At 33.5% G+C, this 20,211-nt stretch carries 14 protein-coding genes; 1 reads left to right on the top strand and 13 read right to left on the bottom strand.

From position 1 onward, the window contains the following. Window positions 1-16: 16 nt before the first annotated feature. From BMZ41_RS12840 to BMZ41_RS12855, 4 genes are read right to left on the bottom strand one after another with little or no spacing between them, the layout of a single operon-like run. A complete protein-coding gene (locus BMZ41_RS12840; protein ID WP_090530244.1) occupies window positions 17-1,801 on the bottom strand; it encodes a glycosyltransferase family protein in 1,785 nt (594 codons plus the stop codon). Window positions 1,802-1,828: 27 nt separating this feature from the next. Further along, a complete protein-coding gene (locus tag BMZ41_RS12845; RefSeq protein WP_090530247.1) occupies window positions 1,829-3,448 on the bottom strand; it encodes an HAD-IA family hydrolase in 1,620 nt (539 codons plus the stop codon). A 19-nt stretch (window positions 3,449-3,467) separates the two neighbouring features. Continuing rightward, on the bottom strand, window positions 3,468-4,961 hold the full coding sequence (locus BMZ41_RS12850) for a glycosyltransferase family 39 protein (protein WP_177184230.1): 1,494 nt from the start codon (window positions 4,959-4,961) through the stop codon (window positions 3,468-3,470). Between the two features lie 24 nt (window positions 4,962-4,985). Next, a complete protein-coding gene (locus BMZ41_RS12855; protein ID WP_090530253.1) occupies window positions 4,986-6,965 on the bottom strand; it encodes a hypothetical protein in 1,980 nt (659 codons plus the stop codon). Between the two features lie 135 nt (window positions 6,966-7,100). Here BMZ41_RS12855 and BMZ41_RS12860 point away from each other — a divergent pair, with 135 nt between their 5' ends. Further along, window positions 7,101-8,108 carry an acyltransferase family protein gene (locus tag BMZ41_RS12860; RefSeq protein ID WP_177184231.1) on the top strand — a complete coding sequence of 336 codons (1,008 nt, stop codon included), beginning with the start codon at window positions 7,101-7,103 and terminating at the stop codon, window positions 8,106-8,108. Window positions 8,109-8,177: 69 nt separating this feature from the next. On the opposite strand, the gene BMZ41_RS12865 is transcribed toward BMZ41_RS12860, so the two are convergent. The 9 genes from BMZ41_RS12865 to BMZ41_RS12905 form a co-directional block, all read right to left on the bottom strand. Further along, window positions 8,178-9,251, bottom strand: a complete 1,074-nt coding sequence (locus BMZ41_RS12865; RefSeq protein ID WP_090530262.1) for an acyltransferase family protein — start codon at window positions 9,249-9,251, stop codon at window positions 8,178-8,180. After that, a complete protein-coding gene (locus BMZ41_RS12870) occupies window positions 9,244-10,848 on the bottom strand; it encodes a hypothetical protein (RefSeq protein ID WP_090530266.1) in 1,605 nt (534 codons plus the stop codon). Before BMZ41_RS12870 ends, BMZ41_RS12865 begins: the two co-directional genes overlap by 8 nt. Window positions 10,849-10,902: 54 nt before the next feature. Further along, complete coding sequence (locus BMZ41_RS12875) at window positions 10,903-12,486, bottom strand: hypothetical protein (protein ID WP_090530269.1); 1,584 nt, start codon at window positions 12,484-12,486, stop codon at window positions 10,903-10,905. A gap of 12 nt (window positions 12,487-12,498) precedes the next feature. Next, the gene (locus BMZ41_RS12880; protein ID WP_090530272.1) at window positions 12,499-13,947 is read right to left on the bottom strand and encodes an MBOAT family O-acyltransferase; all 1,449 of its coding nucleotides are present in this window, start codon (window positions 13,945-13,947) and stop codon (window positions 12,499-12,501) included. A gap of 142 nt (window positions 13,948-14,089) precedes the next feature. Next, window positions 14,090-15,262, bottom strand: a complete 1,173-nt coding sequence (locus tag BMZ41_RS12885) for a glycosyltransferase family 4 protein (protein ID WP_090530275.1) — start codon at window positions 15,260-15,262, stop codon at window positions 14,090-14,092. After that, window positions 15,237-16,934, bottom strand: a complete 1,698-nt coding sequence (locus BMZ41_RS12890) for a phospho-sugar mutase (protein ID WP_090530278.1) — start codon at window positions 16,932-16,934, stop codon at window positions 15,237-15,239. Before BMZ41_RS12890 ends, BMZ41_RS12885 begins: the two co-directional genes overlap by 26 nt. 8 nt (window positions 16,935-16,942) lie before the next feature. Then, entirely contained in the window at window positions 16,943-17,938 is a 996-nt protein-coding gene (locus BMZ41_RS12895; protein WP_090530281.1) for a type I phosphomannose isomerase catalytic subunit, read from the bottom strand. Further along, the gene (locus BMZ41_RS12900; RefSeq protein ID WP_090530283.1) at window positions 17,938-19,251 is read right to left on the bottom strand and encodes a sugar phosphate nucleotidyltransferase; all 1,314 of its coding nucleotides are present in this window, start codon (window positions 19,249-19,251) and stop codon (window positions 17,938-17,940) included. Before BMZ41_RS12900 ends, BMZ41_RS12895 begins: the two co-directional genes overlap by 1 nt. Before the next feature lie 13 nt (window positions 19,252-19,264). Beyond that, complete coding sequence (locus tag BMZ41_RS12905; protein ID WP_090530286.1) at window positions 19,265-20,206, bottom strand: GDP-L-fucose synthase family protein; 942 nt, start codon at window positions 20,204-20,206, stop codon at window positions 19,265-19,267. Window positions 20,207-20,211: the final 5 nt, after the last annotated feature.

A 20,211-nucleotide genomic window follows, 5' to 3' on the forward strand; every position in this document is an offset into this window, starting at 1 on the left:
ATTCCCAAAAACTCCTTTATGGCATCAATCCATTTTCTTGTAGCATCTTATAATAATACTCGCTACTATCTTTATGCGATTCCTTTTCAGCTTTAATTATATTAATATCCCTCACACTCTCCCCCGTATATGGAAGTTCGAAAGTTTCAACATAATTATTATATGTTTCATTATGCATCCCTATACAATTTGATGCATCGAGCACATATCCTACCATATACAAAATTACAATTAATGCAGCGTAAATTGTAATTGGCTTGTTTGCTGCTTTAGCTACACCAACCCCTTTATCCATCAATAGCTCAAATCCATTCATAGCATAAGGGAACAACATAATGAAATATGTAATGGTGTACTGAGACTTTGTCTCCCAGAATAATAGAAACGTGAATCCACCTACAAAATTTAATAATAAAAATGACTTAAGTACAAAAAATTTATTATCTTCAAAAATAAGCCACAAGATTGTTCCTGCAAAAATAATAATCTGGAAGAAATTAAATATCTTAGCTGCTACAACGTATCCTTTTACACTCATAAATGCATCCAACCACTTAGGAAAGTTCACTCTGTGATTTCTAACCTGATTTATCCAGTAGCTCTGGTAAGTAGGCTCAATCCATGTGGATGCAATTTTTCTTGAAAAGAACTCATAAGCATTGTGCTTATCACCAAATAAAAATTTAATCCTATTAAAGGCTTCTTCTTTTGCAGCTTTCTCAGAAGCTGGCCCATCACAATCATTTGCATAATATACAAACAGAGGATAACCATTATACCAACCAGCCGTAGAGCCATCCTCCTGAAGTCCCATAGCAATCAAGCCCCATATACCTGTGGACTCTCTCAATTCTATTCCCATTTTTTTAGAAAGCACCATCTTTGGAACTACCGCAAAAATACCAAGTGATAAAAACATTGCCAAGATAACTACAAATATCTTATAAACCTTTGTCTTATCCATTGCTCCCTTAACTATAGCAAAAATCACAAGTGCTACGAAAAATATTACAGCACTGCTCTTTACCATATAAGATAAGCCTAAAGCCACGGCACATTTTAATATATGAGTCCACTTATGTGTCTCAAAATAATCCACCTCTGCATCAAAAGCAATCAATGCCAATGTCACGTGCCATATGTTTCCATATACGAAAGACGCATACATGATAAGTGGATAAAAAATAATGCCGCAGGCTAATGTACAAACCTGTGAAAAACGCGAACCACCAAATTTATCCCATGTTTCTACGATTTTCTTATATATCAGTGTGATGCCCACTACATTTAATAACTGCATGAATACCACATTGTAATCACCAACAAAAATTGCCAAACATCTCTCAACAGTAGCAATACCTATATTGTGAGGCCATCTATCCAAATATCCATCTGCCTGAACCACAGAAACATCACGAATGCCGTACTTATATGCACTCGATAATACATCAAGCTGATCTGAACCTGGTACATACTGAGTAATTAGGACCCACGCAAGCCCTATACAAGCAATTATTCTCAGCATAATCACCTGAAGCCTACTATAGAAAGCATCATCATTTAATTTTTCAATAAAGCCATCAATTACAGATTTCTTTTTCAAGATAATCATAATACCTATAAACACAAGCAGCACTAAAAGGTTTACTACAGCATTATCCTTGCAAAAGAAAGTAATCTCACTATCATCGCTTGAAATAAAGCAATTAAAAAACACACTCATTGTCCAAATAAGTGATATGGCACCAACGCCAAATATCAGAAGCATAACTCTATAAAATCTAGTCAATACATTGTTCATCGTCGCATTATCCTCCAAAAAATTTACTTATCTGACAGTTTTTACTACATCCGCAATTGAATCTATTACATTACTATAATCAACTACACACTCCTTTTCATTTACAAAATACAATCCATCTTCATTCCTAAACCATTTGTATTTCATACCAAGTTGTTTAGGAGCTTGAAAATCCTTAGCGATATTATCGCCAACATACATTATGCTTTCAAAAGGCATTCGCCAGCGATTCTGGATAATTCTAAAAGATATATCATTAGGCTTTCTAAACTGAACGCCACCAAGCTCATCCGTAATAATGATGTCATCCACCAACTCTTCCAATCCGAGAGCCTTTATCTTATTCTTTTGACCTTCCACACGGCCATCTGTGATAATGCCAAGCTTGATTCCTGACGCCCTAAGAGCTACCAGTTTTTCCTTCACACCTGAATAAAAATGAATATCCGGCATCTGCTCTCGGTAAACTCTAAGGCAATCCTCCTTAGCATCAAGCTTACCAACCGATTCCAAATAACAATCAATTGCCGCCTTACCCTGGCTGAAATACTCCCAAAGCTTATCTGCAACTCCAGCAATTCCCAAATACTCTTCTATTTTCTTATAGCCAGTGCGAACATACTCCTTCTCACCATATAAAGTATCATCCAAATCAAAAATGATTCCACGAATCTGTACATCTTTTCCGCTGGAGATACATACGCTGTCATCAAATCTACTGTAAATAGCATCATCCTCAATGACACCATCAAAATATCCTACCGACTCTCCACAGAGCAGTCTCAACACTGCCTCTGCAGAACGGGCTCCAGCCTTCATTGATAAAGGAGCGCCGCCGCCATAACGAGGATTGATTTCGATATAATAATTCTCTCCAGTAACCTCATCCTGAATCAGCTGAACTGTCATAGGGCCGCATGGCTTAAAGCCAGCAATAAGCTTTTTGCTTTCCTCTATCATTACAGGATCCATGTGAATCTGAGTCTTCAGAACCTCGCCTGCTCGCACCTGAAGACGTTCTCTAGGTGTGATAAAAATTGGATTTCCATCGAAATCACAGAAGATATCGATAGTATATTCTCTGCCAGACACAAACGGCTGAATAATATAATCCTCCACCTGATGAGCATATACTTCCAGCTCCTGCGCATCCTCTACCTTAAATGCGTTGATACTACTGCTTCCATCCTTAGGCTTGATAAAGCAAGGAAATCTGTCATCGTATTTACGATAATCATTATATGTCTTAGGCGCCTTCAGTCCGCATGTCTCAAAAAAATCACCTGTATTATTCTTGTCTCGACAAATTGCAATCTTATCTGGCTTGCTAATCATAACCTTCGTGCCAATCTCATCAAATCGACTCGTATTCTGTGATAACACCAATAAGTCTGTATCAATAGTTGGAATAAGTAAATCAATCTTATCAGCTCGACAAATCTCTAATAACTCATCGATATAATTGGCTTCCCTCATCCCACAAACACGTCTTGTGAAATCACAGTATGCCAAAGCAGGTGCAGTACCTGCCATGTCCGCACCATATATTTTCAAATTAATATTGAGGCATAGGGCTGCCTGTCTGAATGCTCTAAGTAATTCAATTCTGCGTCCAACACCTGTAAATAATATATGTATTTCTTTCATCCTATTATCCTTTGACTATCTATTTTCTACGCCACATTGTATAGCCAGTATCATTTTGATTATACACTTCGTAATTTGCCTCTAGGATATCACGAACGGTATCGTAGTTTCCTTCTGTCATTATCCACTTAGCCTTAAGGGTGCCATATTCTTCCCTTATTTCTGTGGTAACCTTATCTGATGCCTGACTAAACCACTGTTCAAATAAACAATACTTATAATCAGGAATGGTGTTTGTAACCATATATACATCATCAATCTTATAGCCGCCGTAAGCTACAAATGAATCAAGCTCATCTGCAGGAATCGAGGCTATTACACTTTCGTAATCTCGTGCGATATGTTGTTCTCTATAAAAACGCATATCTACTGCCGATGAAGTACTAGGTATGATATTTGCTATAAAGTAATGTCCAATCCATACCACAGACAATACGGCAACCAAAAACTTGAAATAGTCTTCTTTTTCAGTCCATTTCTTTAACATACCAAGAAAGATTGGTATGTTCACCATACATATAAAAGGATACTGATTGTATAAATCACCAAGATTAAATACATATGCCTCAAGAAGCCCTGTTATCGCAAATGCGATACACATTCCATAACGTTTGTTTACATATGTAACCAGTACAATTCCCCAAATACAATAATAGGCAATGTAGCTATTAATAAAGGTAATAACTCCATTTGATCCCCACGATGGGAACCAATTAGTAAGAGTTTCAGTGTACAGATAGTTGTGAGTGAATGTTCCATAAATAAACTCACCAAAGGCCTTATGATATGCAAAATATACAGAAAATGGAACCCATACTGCCAAAATACCAACAACACCAGCAACTAAATTCTGTATGAGATTCTTAAAATTTTTGCCCAAAATTAGAGTCATGAAAACAACAAAAATCAGCCCGATTATCTGAGCTATATTTGTAAGTCTGGAAAGAGAACATATTCCTATAGTGATTCCATAAAGAATAGCCCATCCATATGGATGACTCTTTTCCTCAGATTCATTTTTATAGTATTTCACCAAACCATATACAGACCAATTTATAAAAGGCATACAGAACTCTTCAACAGTATCACCGTTTATGTAATTAATCTTCATCAATAAAATGGTTATAACTGTAATTAAAACTGCATATTTCCTGTTATCCTCGAAAAGCTGAGAAATATTGTACACTCCTGCCAAAGATGCTGTCATAAAGATAATCTGTAAAAAGCATATACCATACTTACTTCCACCAGAAATCAGGAACCCCAGCATATTTACAAAAAAGATCCATGGCCCCTTGTGATCGAAAAACTCAACATAAGGGATCTTGCCACTATACCACATCTTTCCAAAGGTAATATAGCATGCACTATCATACCCATAAAAATCTTTATAAAGTGGTGATGTAGAATATGAAAAAAATAACACAAACAAAGTGCTGATTATAAAACAACATAATAACCAGCCCCAGCTATTAATAATTAACTCCTTATACTTATCTTTACAATTCGCCATATAACAATTTCCTTTAATCATAAACTATTCAAAAACTATCTCCCTAACGGTAGAGTTAGCCCAGCCGCTGTTAATAACATCAAATCTATAAACACCATCACCTTCTATTGCGATAGTAAGACTTTCTTCAGTAACCCCCAATGGATACTTCTGTACTAAAACATTATCCTTATATTCATTAATAAACACGCCATCATTATCTACGTTATAATTGAACGTAACCATCTTACCAGCTTCGATTTCCATACCTGGGCTAGCCAAAATAGTGGTTTCTTCCCCTTGAATATCTTTAATATTTGTATTCAAATATCCGTCTTCATTAATGGAACCAATGTAATAATATGAAGGAGTCGTTGGTAAATCTACTGTTTTACATCCTTCCAGTGAACCAGCCAATCCATCATTAGGATTATGTTCAGAAAATAATATTGTACAATCTTGAACCAAACCAACTGCCTCATAAGAACTCAAAATATACTCCGGTAATCTGTCTAAATCATTGGTTCTACATAAGATTAAATTCCTGTCTGAAAAAGTGGATTTATCCATATCAGCATAGTAATAGTCATAATTCTCTACACCTCTAATGGAAGAAATATAGAGCTCATAGGAATGTCTGTCATCAACTAACCTCATTAGTTCTGGCAATTCACTATAATCTACTATATACATATTATTTGCCTCAAACACGTCAAGGAAATTAATCAGCTCACCACAATGATCTGCGTCTACAATATAATAATCTGAAAAGTTCTTATAATATGCATCTCTTCCATCGGTTATGTTGTAAAAACTTATGGTCACAAAACATATCCCCAACCCTGAAATAATAATCTTTTCCATTTCAGGTTTGTACTTATCTAATATCTCCCCCACCTTAACTGCACTTAACATCATTAATGGTACTATACCTATCAAATGATATCTTGGTGAGGAAGATGTCATAAATAGAATAAAGAAATTCCATACAAAAATAGATATAAGTGAGCTTTCAAGGACAAATTTTTCATTTACATGCTCTGAATTGTAGCGAAATATATCCGCTCCAAATACTTTTTTCATTCCACTTAATCCTATAATAATGAATATAATAACTATCCATTTCATGCATGCGCTAACACCGCCAAGTGAAACCGGTGTTAAGTTTTCTGCAAAAAAAGGATTAACCAAAAACAAGATATCCTGGCATACAGCCCTCACTTCTTCCAATGGTGCATCAGAATAGCGGATTACCATCGAACTACTATTAGGATTAATTTCAAAAATCTTACATAAGAAATTTCCAAAAACAGTTAATACAAAAGTGTCCGCCAAAATAAGAATTCTATATTTATCTACCGTTTTTTCATTCAAAAAATATACTATCTGACAAAAAATCAAAGGAGCAATTGCACAAATAAATAAATATGAACCACTCGAAATGCATGAAACCAAATATAAGAAGCTAAAAACTATTATTTCAGCTATATTGACCCATTCACCTCTTTTTTCAACTGGGGTTACTAATACACTTAATAATATGATAGCAATGGTCGCTTTATATATATATTGGCCTCCACAATAGAACATCATATTTGTGTGAGCCAACATACCATAATCATAAACACATAGAATAGCTGCTATAGCAAGCAACCTATATTGTTTCTTCACATCACATTTTGAGAAAATACGCCATATTAAGGCAATCAGAAAAAGCGTGTTGATTATATTTGACACCGCAAAAGATTTATATACATTTCCTGTGAGCATATAAATAGGGGTAGCAAGCAATGCAGCACAATCAAATTCTCCAGTCGTAAGATAGTTCCAGTTTTGCAAAAAAATCTTGTGATTTTTCCCCATCTCAACAACGTGCTTCGCAAGCTTTGCATAATCTTTATCTATTAGTAGATTTGATGGCATTCTAAGATTTATAAACATGATAGCAATCACTTCAAATATAACTACTACTATCATAAAAAGTTCCATAGGATTTTCTTTAACACTATTTATTCTTTTTATCATTCGTCAAACAACCTCTCTCAGCCATAAAATACATTGTTTTCCCAATCAAAGACACAACACTAATATTATCATAAAATATGAATATATGATATTATCTATGGGTGTAGAATTATATTTACTCTTGGAGGAATGAATATGAACCCAACCAACAGAAGAATTAGGCAAATTGATACTCTTCGTGGATTCGGAATATTTATGGTCGTTTTTGGACATTCAAAAACAATTCAACCTGTTGATATAACCCAGATTTATATTTTATCATTTATTCATGATTTCTTTTGGAATTATAATATGTATGTATTTTTCTTTGTGGCTGGATATTGTCTAAAACCAGAAAGAATTGAATCCTTTAGCCAATATCTGCATTTTGTAAAAAAGAAATTCATTCATTTGATGATTCCTTACTATATTTTCAATTTGATAGATATGGTACCAAGAGCTCTTTTTTCAAATGCCGTAAATAAAAAGAGAAGTATTCCTGAGTCCATCAATGACATTCTGTTTTCTGGTGGAGTATATTGGTTTCTAATGGCTTTATTTTTTATTTTTATAACATATCAGCTATATTATCTTCTTTTCGGCAAAAAGAATTATTCAATATATATTCTTACTGCTCTTATTGTAGGGCTTGCTGTTTCAGACAGCATTGCTGGAATAGATTTTTTAGTGATAAATGAAGCAACCTATTATATGCTAGCTTTTCATTTAGGAACTTTATTATATAGAATTGGTTTCAAATTCCAATACAACAAAATCAAAAAAAGCTTATTACCTATAATATTTGTAATAAGCTTTGTGTTATGCATTTTATGTACCTTTATTACTAGAAATCCTGAATACATTCGCTATAGAGCCTTTGCAACTATTATAGCAATTATAGGCTTAGTTCTATCTATAACTTTTTGTGAGAATACATTTGTAGATAAAGTATTTAGTAGATTTGGTCCTTATTCGCTCCAAATGTATCTATTTAATTCAATGTGTATTTTTGTCACTAGAAATTTATTGCCAATAGTATTTCACATATATAATCCAGTAATAATATTTATCGCTAACTTTTCAGTTGCATTTTTCATTCCATACTTTTTTGCCAAGCATTTCTTCGGCAAATATAAGATTACTAAACTGATGGTTGGCATGTAGAAAATTTTTTTGGAATTTCGGCTGAAAACATTACACTTAGGTTATAAGAGAGCAAAATATTATGCTCTCTTATAGTCCTCTGCCACCTGAGAATCCAAAATATAATCTCTCAGAAAAGATAATGTTAAAGAGCATTTTGGTTATGTATCCTCCGACGATAACTAGTGCTACCTGAATTAACTTTATGATAATCATTTCTATGCTATTAACGCATATTCCTTGAAGCATCTTTGTTAATATAACTGTTGTTACTGGAATAAATATTGGACTATGTGTAGCATATACGTAAAAACTACTATCAATTATCTTTGGAATATCCTTTTCAAATCTTCTAGCATCTATTATCAGCCATCCACCTATTGATAAAATATTCATCGATATAAGCTCAATAATATAATTGCTACCACCTCTCATAATTACATATTTGAATGTTATGGAAATACAAATCAATAACAAACCCAATAACAAACAAATTTTGTTTGTATATTCTCGCTTTAAGATAATATCGCTATAATATAAACCTACCAATGCTCCTAAAAAATATGATGGAAGATAACATATCATATGACCATACCACCACCAATTATTAAATGCAATTATGGTTGGCACATACCCCATTATACGCAAAGAAATATAACAGATAATAAACATTGTAAATATTATAAATATTTTTTTATTCTTTGATATAAAATATATTATTGGCGAAAAACTTTGAATAATCATTAATGCCAACAAGTACCATAATGGACCATCTATAGGATCCAAAAAGAAAATGTCACAAAGGCTCCTAAAATTTATTGTCGAAACATTATTATAACTGAATATGCGTTCAAATAATAATATTACAATGGTCCACATCAAGTATGGCTGTAACACAGTGTAAACCCTTTTTAAATACTTTTTTTTAACATCGTGAATTGTTGAAATGCCTCTCCAAAACCAAAATCCAGACAAAAAGAAAAAATTATACATAACAAAAATGCCGAGGATACTTATAATTTCATTATATACGTTAAGTATTTTAACATTTAAAATTGTATTTGAAATATCATATCCTGAATTCAAATTGGAATGATAAGCTACCACTCCAATTGTTAAAATCCAATTATAAAATTTCAATTTATTGCTAATGCATTTATTCATAATTTTTTCCCCATCTAATAAGTATTTTATATATCAAGAGTACATACCCTAGAAAATAAAATGACAGCAGATACATAATCCAGCCGGCTGGTTCAGTAAAGTATACAATAGGTATCCTAATTATCACAGCTGAAGAAAGCAATACATAATAATATTGTTTTTGTTTTAGAAAACTTACCCATGAAAACAATAAAATGATGATAGGAATCCACGCATTCCACACTAAAATTCTCAATAACTTTATCTGTGAACCATAAATGGTTTTACACGATAAAATATTAATCAAAATTTTTCTGCATCTTACATCTATTGGGACATATCCTTTATTTTCTAAAAACTCCCTGTTCTCCGCATTTATTTCATCTTTTTCATCAAACAGACTTATGCTATAATCATTTATCCCCCATGTCTCACCAGTCATTCCAGTCGCTTTTAAAAACAATTTCCATCTTTCTTCTAACACAGGTTTTGGATATTTAAAGAATAACTTGATAAACGCCTTGATGGAATTATTAAACTCTGTTTTTGTGTATTGATCCCTATAAGCTCGAACAGACCAATAAAGAGCTTCTCCTGACAAATCTGAGTTCATATTTATGGCATCTACATCAATCACTTTATTAAGAATCTCTAGTTCTTCATCATCTTCTTCATCTGCACTCAAAACGACAGCAGCATAGGGACCCATCATGGCCATAATGTTATAATTATCATTACCTAAACATAGACTTTGTACTTTATTAATTGATATAGATGTTATCAATATAATTGTCACACATATAATTTTCTTTTTTAATGGCAATACATTAGTATTTATAAACATTATAAAAAAAGGAGCAAATATCAAATATAATATAGATTCTGTTCTCCAACAAGCAACAATTGAAGTAATAAGTGCAAAGAAAAAACAATATATCCATGTCCATTCCTCTATTTCTTTCTGAGCACTAATAAGGATTACTAGCATAACTAATTCCAGATATACATAAAAGCCCATTCTATATCCTGAGAATTGATATAATAAAACTGGCGGTGTAACAAATGGAATTAGTTTAACAATTATATCAATATAAACATTTTTGATAGGTCGAAGGCAACAACATTTTTCCAACTTTACTATACAAAAAGCTACACATACAGATATAAAAATATTTTGTAAAAGAATAATACCTCCTGGATGAGGAATTAATTGTAACAACACATCTTGATATATCCCAGTTAAAAAATGTTGCCAAGGATAAACTGTCGTATAGCCTAGTATTGATCGTAGCATTATTATGTCATCCCACGACCAAGTACCTGGCCACAAAACCAATAACATACCCATCACAATGATAAAATATATACTAAAAATTATGGCACCTCTTTTATATAGTTCATCATCAGCTAACAATTTATTTATAAAAAAATAACAATAGCACCATACTATTAGTAAAAATAATAAATATAATATCCTAATTATATATGTTAAATATGTTCTAGATTCATATACAAAGATATGCTTATCGATATGTAACATTATAGTTATAAACCATTGGATTACAGCTCCAAAACAAGGCACTTTATATTTATTTAACATTAGGCTGAATTTTGCCATTTCTACTCCCTGATAAACATCTTTGTTCTTCTGTTCTATATAATAGGTCAAATTTTAATACAAAAATATATCACTAAATTGATAATTTGAATCTATACTTCCAGTATTGTCAATATAACCACCATTCATTATGATTGTTAACGTATCACTTCCGTCCGGTAATTTTATAGTATAAGTATGCACGTCAGAATCCATGTCATAATACTCTATCGCTTTACTATCAACACAATCCCCCTCACTATTGTATACACAAACAGCTAATGAACCATGATCCTTTATCTTTTGTCCCTTAAAGCACAAATATCTAGTATACCTATCTTTATTTATATTGAACTTTAATCCTATGTATTTACTATCTTTAAGGTATGTTGATAAATCTTCATCCATTGGATTTCTACCCAATGTACCAAAACAGTCTACACCTGTTTTAATTCCCTCATTATCTATTATCAAAGAATCTGATAATTCGTAAGTGAATCTATCATCATTAAGTACGTCAACTGGTTTTATACCTGTCAATTCCTGATTCAATAGTGCGCCAGCATAATAATCATCCTCATAATCAGTTTGATTTTCAATTGTATAATAGTCAAAATTTGTAAAAAATTCCTTTTCGTTTCTGAAATATTCTTCACATGATTCTCGAGTGAGTTGATATTTTCCTTCGTGCATCCATTTTAGAATCAAACTATTAACCCACTCAGCATAATGCAAAGCATCTCTATAATTATTTAAATCCGTAATAATATCCGTTCTAGAATTAAATGAAAAAAGATGTATATTTTTATGAGGCAACAATAATTCTGTTATATATTTTTCCGCTTCAATCTGCTTAACCAATAATCCATTGTTATTTAAATCATTCCAAAACAAAATGCTATATGGTGTGTAGAAATAATAAAAATCTACATCCAAATATTTATCTGGAACGCTAATTAAATTTTTTTCTATATTCTCTTTAATTATCTCTTTTTCTTCCTGACTCAAATGACTTTCTTCTGCTTTTGGATTTACTTCAAAGCCGTGACCAGCCGCCTCAATACCATAATCAAAAGACTTTTGCCAATTGCTATATTCATCAAATGATGTTATACCTGGGACAAATCCTTCCTCCTTACTATCATTATACATATTGTAAACTCTGCCAAAAATCACATCCCTATTCCATAAATAGTTAACATCATTCAGCAGATTATCATCATATAAATATTCTGGGTACTCCCCCAAATCCGAACGCATATAATTGCTATCCGAAAAGAAAGCGGTTCCATCAATTCCTCTAACAATTATTTTGAGATTTTTATTAGCATTTAGAGCTCGCTCTACATTATCATTTATTTCTTTGTAAGATGCTCCAGAAAATGATACTTTTATTGAACTGCATCCAAATATATTATCCATTTCGGAAGTTTTAAAATTCTCGGTCATCGAAGTGCCTGTAATCATTGCGTTATAATCAAAATTTTTTATTATACCGTCATTTTGACTGCGTTGATTATTCAGTGGATAGTAATATTCATTTACACGTGGTTTATGGTAATGAAAAAAAGGATCAATTGACACTACGCTATAACTAATACTCCCTAAAAGAATACTTACCGTTAGCACCCAATATTTCAACCATTTTTTTGCTTTCATATACGCCTCTATCTAAAATCCAAAATATACAAATGTCGACTCTGTTCCAAGACATAATATTCCCCAAACAAATCCAATCGTAGCCAATACCAATGTAGATATCGTTAATTTTCTTCTATTAACATAATTGTTCTTTGGAATAAAACATATAATACTTGAAACTATCATAAATAGGATCATATTTATCGCACATCTATCTACTATAAGCCAGTCTAAGTGAATTAGTTTATATACAAACTCGCTCTCTATCAGATAAAATGAGTCAATAAGTCCCCTGCTAATCGCTTTATCTTGCATCACAATGGTCTTTATCAAAATACTTTTCCATTGTTCAACCGATTCTGCACTAAACAACAACCATAGAATACTTGTCGTAATAAACGTACATATCCATCTAATAGGTTTAAATACTTTTGTAGTGAACCTGTCTGCTACTCTATCAAAGCAACTTAATATTCCGTGTAATAACCCCCATAAAATAAATGTCCAATTTGCCCCATGCCATAAACCACTTATTAAAAAAACAATCAATGTATTAACATATGTTCTAATTATCCCCTTTCTTGAACCTCCAAGCGGGATATAAATATACTTAGTCAAAAACTGAGTTAATGAAATATGCCATCTTTTCCAAAAATCTCTTACTGAAATAGCCTTGTACGGAGAATTGAAATTTATTGGTAATTCTATATTTAACATCAGCGAAATTCCCACTGCCATATCGCTGTATCCACTAAAATCAAAATATATTTCAAATGTATAAAATAGCATCAACAATAAACCATCCATTGATGTAATACTATCAACATTCGAATACGCCCAAGTAACAGCCTTAGCGAAAGTGTCCGCTAATAACACTTTCTTTATTAATCCCAAGCTAAATAATTTTATGCCGCATGCAATATTATCAAAGTTTATACTTTTACTTTGTTTATCATTTAATTGTTGAATAAAAACCAACGGATCAGCTAGTGGACCCATAATCAATTTGGGAAAATATAAAATATAAGCCATATAGTCTATTATTCCATATTCTTCCAACTCTCCACGTGCAAAAGCTACCACATATGATATCTGCTGAAATGTATAAAAAGAAATACCGAGAGGAAGTATTATATCTCTCTCAGCATAATTTTTCCCAAAAAGCATATTTATATTTTCAAAAAGAAAATTAAAATATTTAAAATACAACAATAAAACAATATTTGTTGCTACCGTAAAACCAGTAATAATTTGGGGGTTCATTTTCACATAACGAATAACTAATATTGAACAATAGTTTATCAATATGCTTATTCCAAAATATGCGAGCATATTGCTTCGTCCATATGAGTAAAAAATTATACTTGCACCTATTAATACAAGTTTACCTAAATTTATTTGTATTTTATTTGCGATGAAATATAGAATTACCGTAAATGGTAAAAAAAAGAACACAAACTCATATGTGTTAAATTGCATAAATTAAACCTTTCTTGTGTAATATTATGTATTAGAATGCTGTTTACTACACGCTAATGAATTTACGATTGTATGTTATCGTATATTTTTGTAGAAAAAGCTGCAATGTATCGTATAAACCAACCCTATTTCTCTTCTAATCTCATTTCTGGCAAATGTTTTCTTTAAAAATCTTCAAATATTCATCAGCAACATTTGACCATGAAAACTCATTTTCGGCACGTTTTCTGCTAATAGCTGCCATCCTTTTTATATTCTCATCTGAAGATTGTAATAACTTTATAATGTACTCATCAAAACATTCCAAATCAGAATTAGCAACTATACCATTTCCATTTATTAATTCCTTACTTCCCTGACATGGGCTCATCACTACAGGTAACCCACATGCCATTGCCTCCAAAACAGCATTGGGCATCCCCTCTTTTTTTGAAGGAAACACAAATAAATCTCCCTGTTGATAATATTGCAATAATTCATCTTTGTTCTTTTGTCCAACGAATTCTATCTTATCTCTAGCACCATACTTCTCTGACAAGCTTTCTAACTCAGAACGATATGGTCCATCCCCTACAATGAGAAGCTTAATCTTTCTACTAGATTGTTCTTCAATTTTATTTAGACTCGGAATAATATACTGCAATCCTTTTCTTTCAATCAATCTTGAGATAAATAACAATACTACTTCGTCACCTATCAGAATGCCGTTTTCATTCGGATAATAATATGCAGTGTCTACTCCATTTGGTATAACCTTTACAGGATATTTGTCGCAAAAATCATAAGCAAGAAATTTTAATCCCTCACTATTTGCAACCAAAGCATCTGCATTCCTCCATATAATCTTAACACATGGACCAATCACTTTATATACAAATGAAAACCGATCTTGAAAACCTGGAATATCTCCTCCACCAAACCTTATAACATAAGGAATCTTGTACCGTCTCTTTAAATACAGCCCAACTGGGCCACTTGGTATTCCAAAAAATATTTGACACACATCGTATTTCTGGCCTATAGCCTCTTTCTCGTTTACAAGTTTTTTGGAAAATGAAAATGCTTTTATGAGATAATCCAGCATCTCTTTAAAACTACAATGTTCAAGGTGAGCCCTTCTGCTTTTAAGTCTATAAATGCGTAGTATACCACTACCGATATTCTTTTCCTCAAACTCAGAAAGACCCTCAAACCAGGTTGTAATAATATCCACATTATTACCTTTTTCAATATACTCTTTGGTTAAATTTAAGCAAGCATTAGCTCCACCTCCACCAATCGGAGGATACTCATGCGAAATAACTATAATATTCATTTACAATGTCCTCTTCTATTACTGAAGCACTTTCCATAGACTCAGCTGAAACAGAAACATAAAACTTAATCTTAGGCTCAGTACCAGATGGTCTTACTACCAAAGAACAATTATCCTCTAAGATAAACTTAAGCACATCGGATTTTGGAAGTCCATCCACACCTTTAGAGTAATCAATTAACTTTGCTACTGCTTTCCCTCCAAATGAACTTATACTGCCTTTAAACTGTGTTATTATCTTCTGTATCTTTTCTGCACCAGCTGCACCATCAAACTCATACGAATGTAGAGTATTTAGTCTATACCCATATTTTTGATATAATTCTTCTAATTTTTCAATTAAACCGATACCTTTAGTGGCATAATAAGCAAACATTTCACAAATCATGAATGCCCCATCTACAGCATCTTTATCTCGAACATAACCACCAGTCAAATAACCATAGGACTCTTCCATTCCAAAGATATATCTGTCTTCTTCACCTTTTGACTCTAAGAGTCCAATCTGTTCACCAATAAACTTAAACCCTGTAAGACAATCTATAGTCTGTACACCATAATTGTCTGCTATTTGTGTAGCCATATCAGATGTAACTATAGTCTTTACCATCACTGGATTCTGTGGCATAGTACCATCTTCAATTCTTCTGCTGCAAATGTAATCTAATAAAAGAATTCCTGTTTCATTTCCAGATAACAAAACGTATTCTCCAGCTTTTCCACGAATCCCCTTTACATCTTTGACGGCTATTCCAACTCTGTCACAATCAGGATCCGTAGCTAGTAATAAGTCTGCATTATACTTTCTTGCATATTCCATTCCCAAAGTCATAGCTTCTTTTATCTCTGGGTTAGGATATGGACAAGTAGGGAAGTTTCCATCAGGCTTTTCCTGTTCAGAAACAACTGTAATATTGGTGTATCCACTCTCCTTTAGTGTACGAAGAACAGGAATCAATCCTGTACCATTAAGTGGTGAATACACAATGGCTACGTCTTTGTTAATCTTTATATCTGAACCCTTTAACATTGATTGATTCTTAACTTCTTCAATGAAAGCATTTAGTACTTCTTCATCAATGTACGTAATCCTTCCAGAAGATATTCCCTCATCAAAAGAGCCTTTTTGTACGTCTTCAAAAATATCAAGCTTTTCTATTTCGGATAAAATATCAGCTGCTGCTTCGGTAGTTATCTGACAGCCATCATCACCATATACCTTGTATCCATTATATTTTGACGGATTATGTGACGCTGTAATCATAACTCCAGCTGATGTTTTCAAATAGCGAACTGCATATGAAACCGTTGGTACTGGCAAAAGTTCAGGCCATATATATACCGTTACACCATTAGCAGCAAAGACACCCGCTGAAACCTTTGCAAATACATCACTTTTAATTCTGCTGTCATAACCTATGGCAACACTTGCATTACCTCCATAACATTTAAGCAAATAGTTTGCTAATCCCTGAGAAGCTTTTGCCACAGTATATACATTCATCCTATTGGTGCCCGCACCAATCACACCTCGGAGTCCACCTGTACCAAATGCAAGATTTCTATAAAACGAATTTTCAACTTCCTGCTCGCTCATCTGATTTAGCTCATTAAGTAAATCATCATCAATCGCTTTTTCACACCAATTTTTATACTCTAACTTATAATCCATATATTCTCCTAGCATCTGACATCAAGGAATTGCATCTTTCCATGTAATCTCATTTCCACAGAATCAGCCGGAATAAACAAACAATCCCCTTTATATATTTGCAACTGTTCTTCTTCAAAACTGATTGTTCCACAGCCATTGACGCACAATAACACTCTAAAACTAAGTTCATCTGATTTAAATGTTACTTTCTGTCTACGCTCGGTATTTACAATCATTCTATACACTTCAAAATATTTGCATCGACTAAGTAATTCCCTTGCCACCCCTTGCTGATATCTTAAAACACGAAGTGGTTGTCTTGGTTCAGTCGCCTTGTTTAAATCAGCAACATCTAGTCCCTTTTTTATATGAAGTTCTCTTTTTTTTCCATTTTTATCAGTACGGTCATAATCGTATAAGCGATATGTTAAATTTGAATTTTCCTGAATCTCTGCCACAAGCACACCTGCTCCAATGGCATGTATAGTACCGGCTTCAATATTAAACACGTCATTTTTTTTTACGGGTACTTTTTGAAGATATTTTTCTACATCCCCTTTATCCAGTGCTATTTCCATCTCTTCTCGAGCAACACTCTGACTCAGACCATATACTAATGATGCCCCCAGCTTAGCATCGAGTACATACCACATTTCTGTTTTTCCAAGCTGTCCGTCTTCATTTTTACCCGCATATTCATCTGTAGGATGAACCTGAACAGATAAATCCTTATTGGCATCTATAAACTTTATAAGAATAGGCAACTGTCCAGCAGCACTTTGCTGAAAAGTTGCCAATGGGTGTGTTCCCAAATATTCCTTATGCTCACTCAATACTTCATGCAAAGATTTTCCATAAAAAATTCCAGTAGAAACAACACTCAATCCATCTGGATGAGTGCTGCATTCCCAAGTCTCTGCCAATGGCTCGGCATCGATTTCTTTAGCAAATTCTTCGTTTAGCCTATTTCCTCCCCAAAGATAATCTTTAGCAGCAGGCTTAAGCAAAAATGGTTTATTCATTAGTATTCCAAATCAAATTTCTGTTTGTCTTCGACAGAAATTTCCTTTCCTAGCTGCACCTCAATCAATTTTAGTTCTGAATCAGCAAAAACAGTATGCCTGCATCCAGCACTCATGGTTATAACATCACCCGCTCGTACTGTCTGTTCCATACCATCCACAATAGTGCGTCCATTTCCACTAATTACAACCCACACCTCGTCTCTGTATTTATGGCTGTGATAATTCATGGAGTGACCTGCATTTAAAGTAACCTTAATGGTGAGACTTTCGTCTTCCACCTCAAGAACCTTATAGCTTCCCCAAGACTTTTCTGCAAACATTACCTCTTGATCTATTGCATCTACAAAAGGTTTAATATATGAGCTTTGCTCCTTATCAGAAACCAATATACCCTCAGGACTGGCAGATATTACCACGTCATGCAATCCCATTGCCAAAATAGGTACATCCATTTCGTTTATGATATGCACATCTTCGCAGGTTTCATTTAAAATGCCATTTCCAACCACATACTCAGGCATGGCCTCAGTCAGAGTATTCCAAGTACCTAAATCTTTCCAATCACCTGCAAATCTAACAACCTGTATCTTTTCTTCCTTTTCTACAACAGCATAATCAAAAGAAATTTTTGTTAATGATTCATACTTGCTGTACAGGTCTGCATAATCTGTGAAATCAATAAGCTCATGTGCACGTTCTAAGACATACCCTATTCTATAGGCAAAAACTCCACCGTTCCACAATGCTCCCTGCTTAATATATTCCTCTGCCACATCCTTGGTAGGTTTCTCTTTGAACATGGAAACTACAGAAACCTCACCTTTATCAGTAGGAATAATATATCCATACTTTTCACTAGGGTATGTAGGCTGAATGCCCATCAACACCAGATTAGCTTCGTCCTTTTCTACCTGTGCAGATAATTTTTTTAATGCTTCAAAATAATCTTCATTTACATAAGGGTCCACAGGACAAACAACCACTTCCTCATCCAGCGATATATCCTGTACATAATGCAAATAGGCAGTCGCCAATGCTATAGCAGGAAAAGTATCCCTTCTACATGGCTCCACAGATATTCCAACATCATTTCCTAACTGGTTGGTGATAGCTGATACCTGTGTCTTACTTGTAGCTATAGTAACAGTAGCATCATTATCTACATTCTTTATCTGGCGATAAACTCTTTGAACCATTGATTCATAATCTTCACCATTTTTAAATAATTTTATAAACTGTTTTGATCTTATGTCATTTGAAAGTGGCCACAATCGTTTCCCGGAACCACCAGATAAAAGAATTATATTCATTATTATTCACCTGTTATCGTTCTGCTCTCATTGGATTATTAAGAAAATCCTCATAAGCAAGTCTAATTCCATCCTCTAACTCAGTTTTATATCTCCAACCGAGCTTTTCTGCTTTGCTGACATCTAATAATTTTCTAGGAGTACCATTTGGTCTTGTCGTATCCCATTTAATCTCCCCTGTATATCCAACTACCTTTGCAACTAATTCAGTCAATTCTTTTATAGTCAATTCTTTTCCTGTGCCAGCATTTACAGTCTCGTTACCGCTGTAATTATTCATAAGGAAAACACACAAATTAGCCAAATCATCAACATATAAGAATTCTCTTAATGGAGAACCATCACCCCAGCATGTAACGCTCTCAGCTCCACTCTCATTAGCCTCATGAAAACGTCTGATTAACGCTGGTAAAACATGGCTATGCTCTGGATGATAGTTATCGTTAGGACCATACAGATTTGTCGGCATAACTGAAATATAATCTGTTCCATACTGTCTATTAAGAAACTCGCAATATTTTAATCCCGATATCTTAGCTAATGCGTATGCTTCATTAGTCTTTTCAAGTTCTCCAGTTAATAAACAGCTTTCTGGCATTGGCTGTGGTGCCATTCTTGGATAAATACATGAACTTCCCAAAAACTCCAGTTTCTTACATCCGTTCTTCCATGCACTATTAATTACATTCATCTCAAGAATCATATTATCGTACATAAAATCAGCCAATGCTGATTCGTTTGCCACAATTCCACCAACCTTCGCGGCTGCTAAAAATACATACTCAGGTTTTTCTTGCTCAAAGAATTCCTGCACATCTTTCTGATTCTTTAAATCAAGATCTGCATGGGTTCTAGTGATGATATTTGTATATCCTTGTCTCTTAAGTTCTCTAACTATAGCTGAACCTACCATTCCTCGATGTCCAGCAACATAAATTTTACTATTCTTTTCCATTTTCT

Origin of the sequence: Pseudobutyrivibrio sp. UC1225 (assembly GCF_900115215.1) — a bacterium.
Classification (GTDB): Bacteria; Bacillota; Clostridia; order Lachnospirales; family Lachnospiraceae; genus Pseudobutyrivibrio.

What these genes read in the sequence shown, in the direction of transcription:
- BMZ41_RS12840 (WP_090530244.1), bottom strand. Translation starts at nt 1,801, where the DNA reads ATGAACAATGTATTGACTAGATTTTATAGAGTTATGCTTCTGATATTT.
- BMZ41_RS12845 (WP_090530247.1), bottom strand. Translation starts at nt 3,448, where the DNA reads ATGAAAGAAATACATATATTATTTACAGGTGTTGGACGCAGAATTGAA.
- BMZ41_RS12850 (WP_177184230.1), bottom strand. Translation starts at nt 4,961, where the DNA reads ATGGCGAATTGTAAAGATAAGTATAAGGAGTTAATTATTAATAGCTGG.
- BMZ41_RS12855 (WP_090530253.1), bottom strand. Translation starts at nt 6,965, where the DNA reads ATGATAAAAAGAATAAATAGTGTTAAAGAAAATCCTATGGAACTTTTT.
- BMZ41_RS12860 (WP_177184231.1), top strand. Translation starts at nt 7,101, where the DNA reads ATGAACCCAACCAACAGAAGAATTAGGCAAATTGATACTCTTCGTGGA.
- BMZ41_RS12865 (WP_090530262.1), bottom strand. Translation starts at nt 9,251, where the DNA reads ATGAATAAATGCATTAGCAATAAATTGAAATTTTATAATTGGATTTTA.
- BMZ41_RS12870 (WP_090530266.1), bottom strand. Translation starts at nt 10,848, where the DNA reads ATGGCAAAATTCAGCCTAATGTTAAATAAATATAAAGTGCCTTGTTTT.
- BMZ41_RS12875 (WP_090530269.1), bottom strand. Translation starts at nt 12,486, where the DNA reads ATGAAAGCAAAAAAATGGTTGAAATATTGGGTGCTAACGGTAAGTATT.
- BMZ41_RS12880 (WP_090530272.1), bottom strand. Translation starts at nt 13,947, where the DNA reads ATGCAATTTAACACATATGAGTTTGTGTTCTTTTTTTTACCATTTACG.
- BMZ41_RS12885 (WP_090530275.1), bottom strand. Translation starts at nt 15,262, where the DNA reads ATGAATATTATAGTTATTTCGCATGAGTATCCTCCGATTGGTGGAGGT.
- BMZ41_RS12890 (WP_090530278.1), bottom strand. Translation starts at nt 16,934, where the DNA reads ATGGATTATAAGTTAGAGTATAAAAATTGGTGTGAAAAAGCGATTGAT.
- BMZ41_RS12895 (WP_090530281.1), bottom strand. Translation starts at nt 17,938, where the DNA reads ATGAATAAACCATTTTTGCTTAAGCCTGCTGCTAAAGATTATCTTTGG.
- BMZ41_RS12900 (WP_090530283.1), bottom strand. Translation starts at nt 19,251, where the DNA reads ATGAATATAATTCTTTTATCTGGTGGTTCCGGGAAACGATTGTGGCCA.
- BMZ41_RS12905 (WP_090530286.1), bottom strand. Translation starts at nt 20,206, where the DNA reads ATGGAAAAGAATAGTAAAATTTATGTTGCTGGACATCGAGGAATGGTA.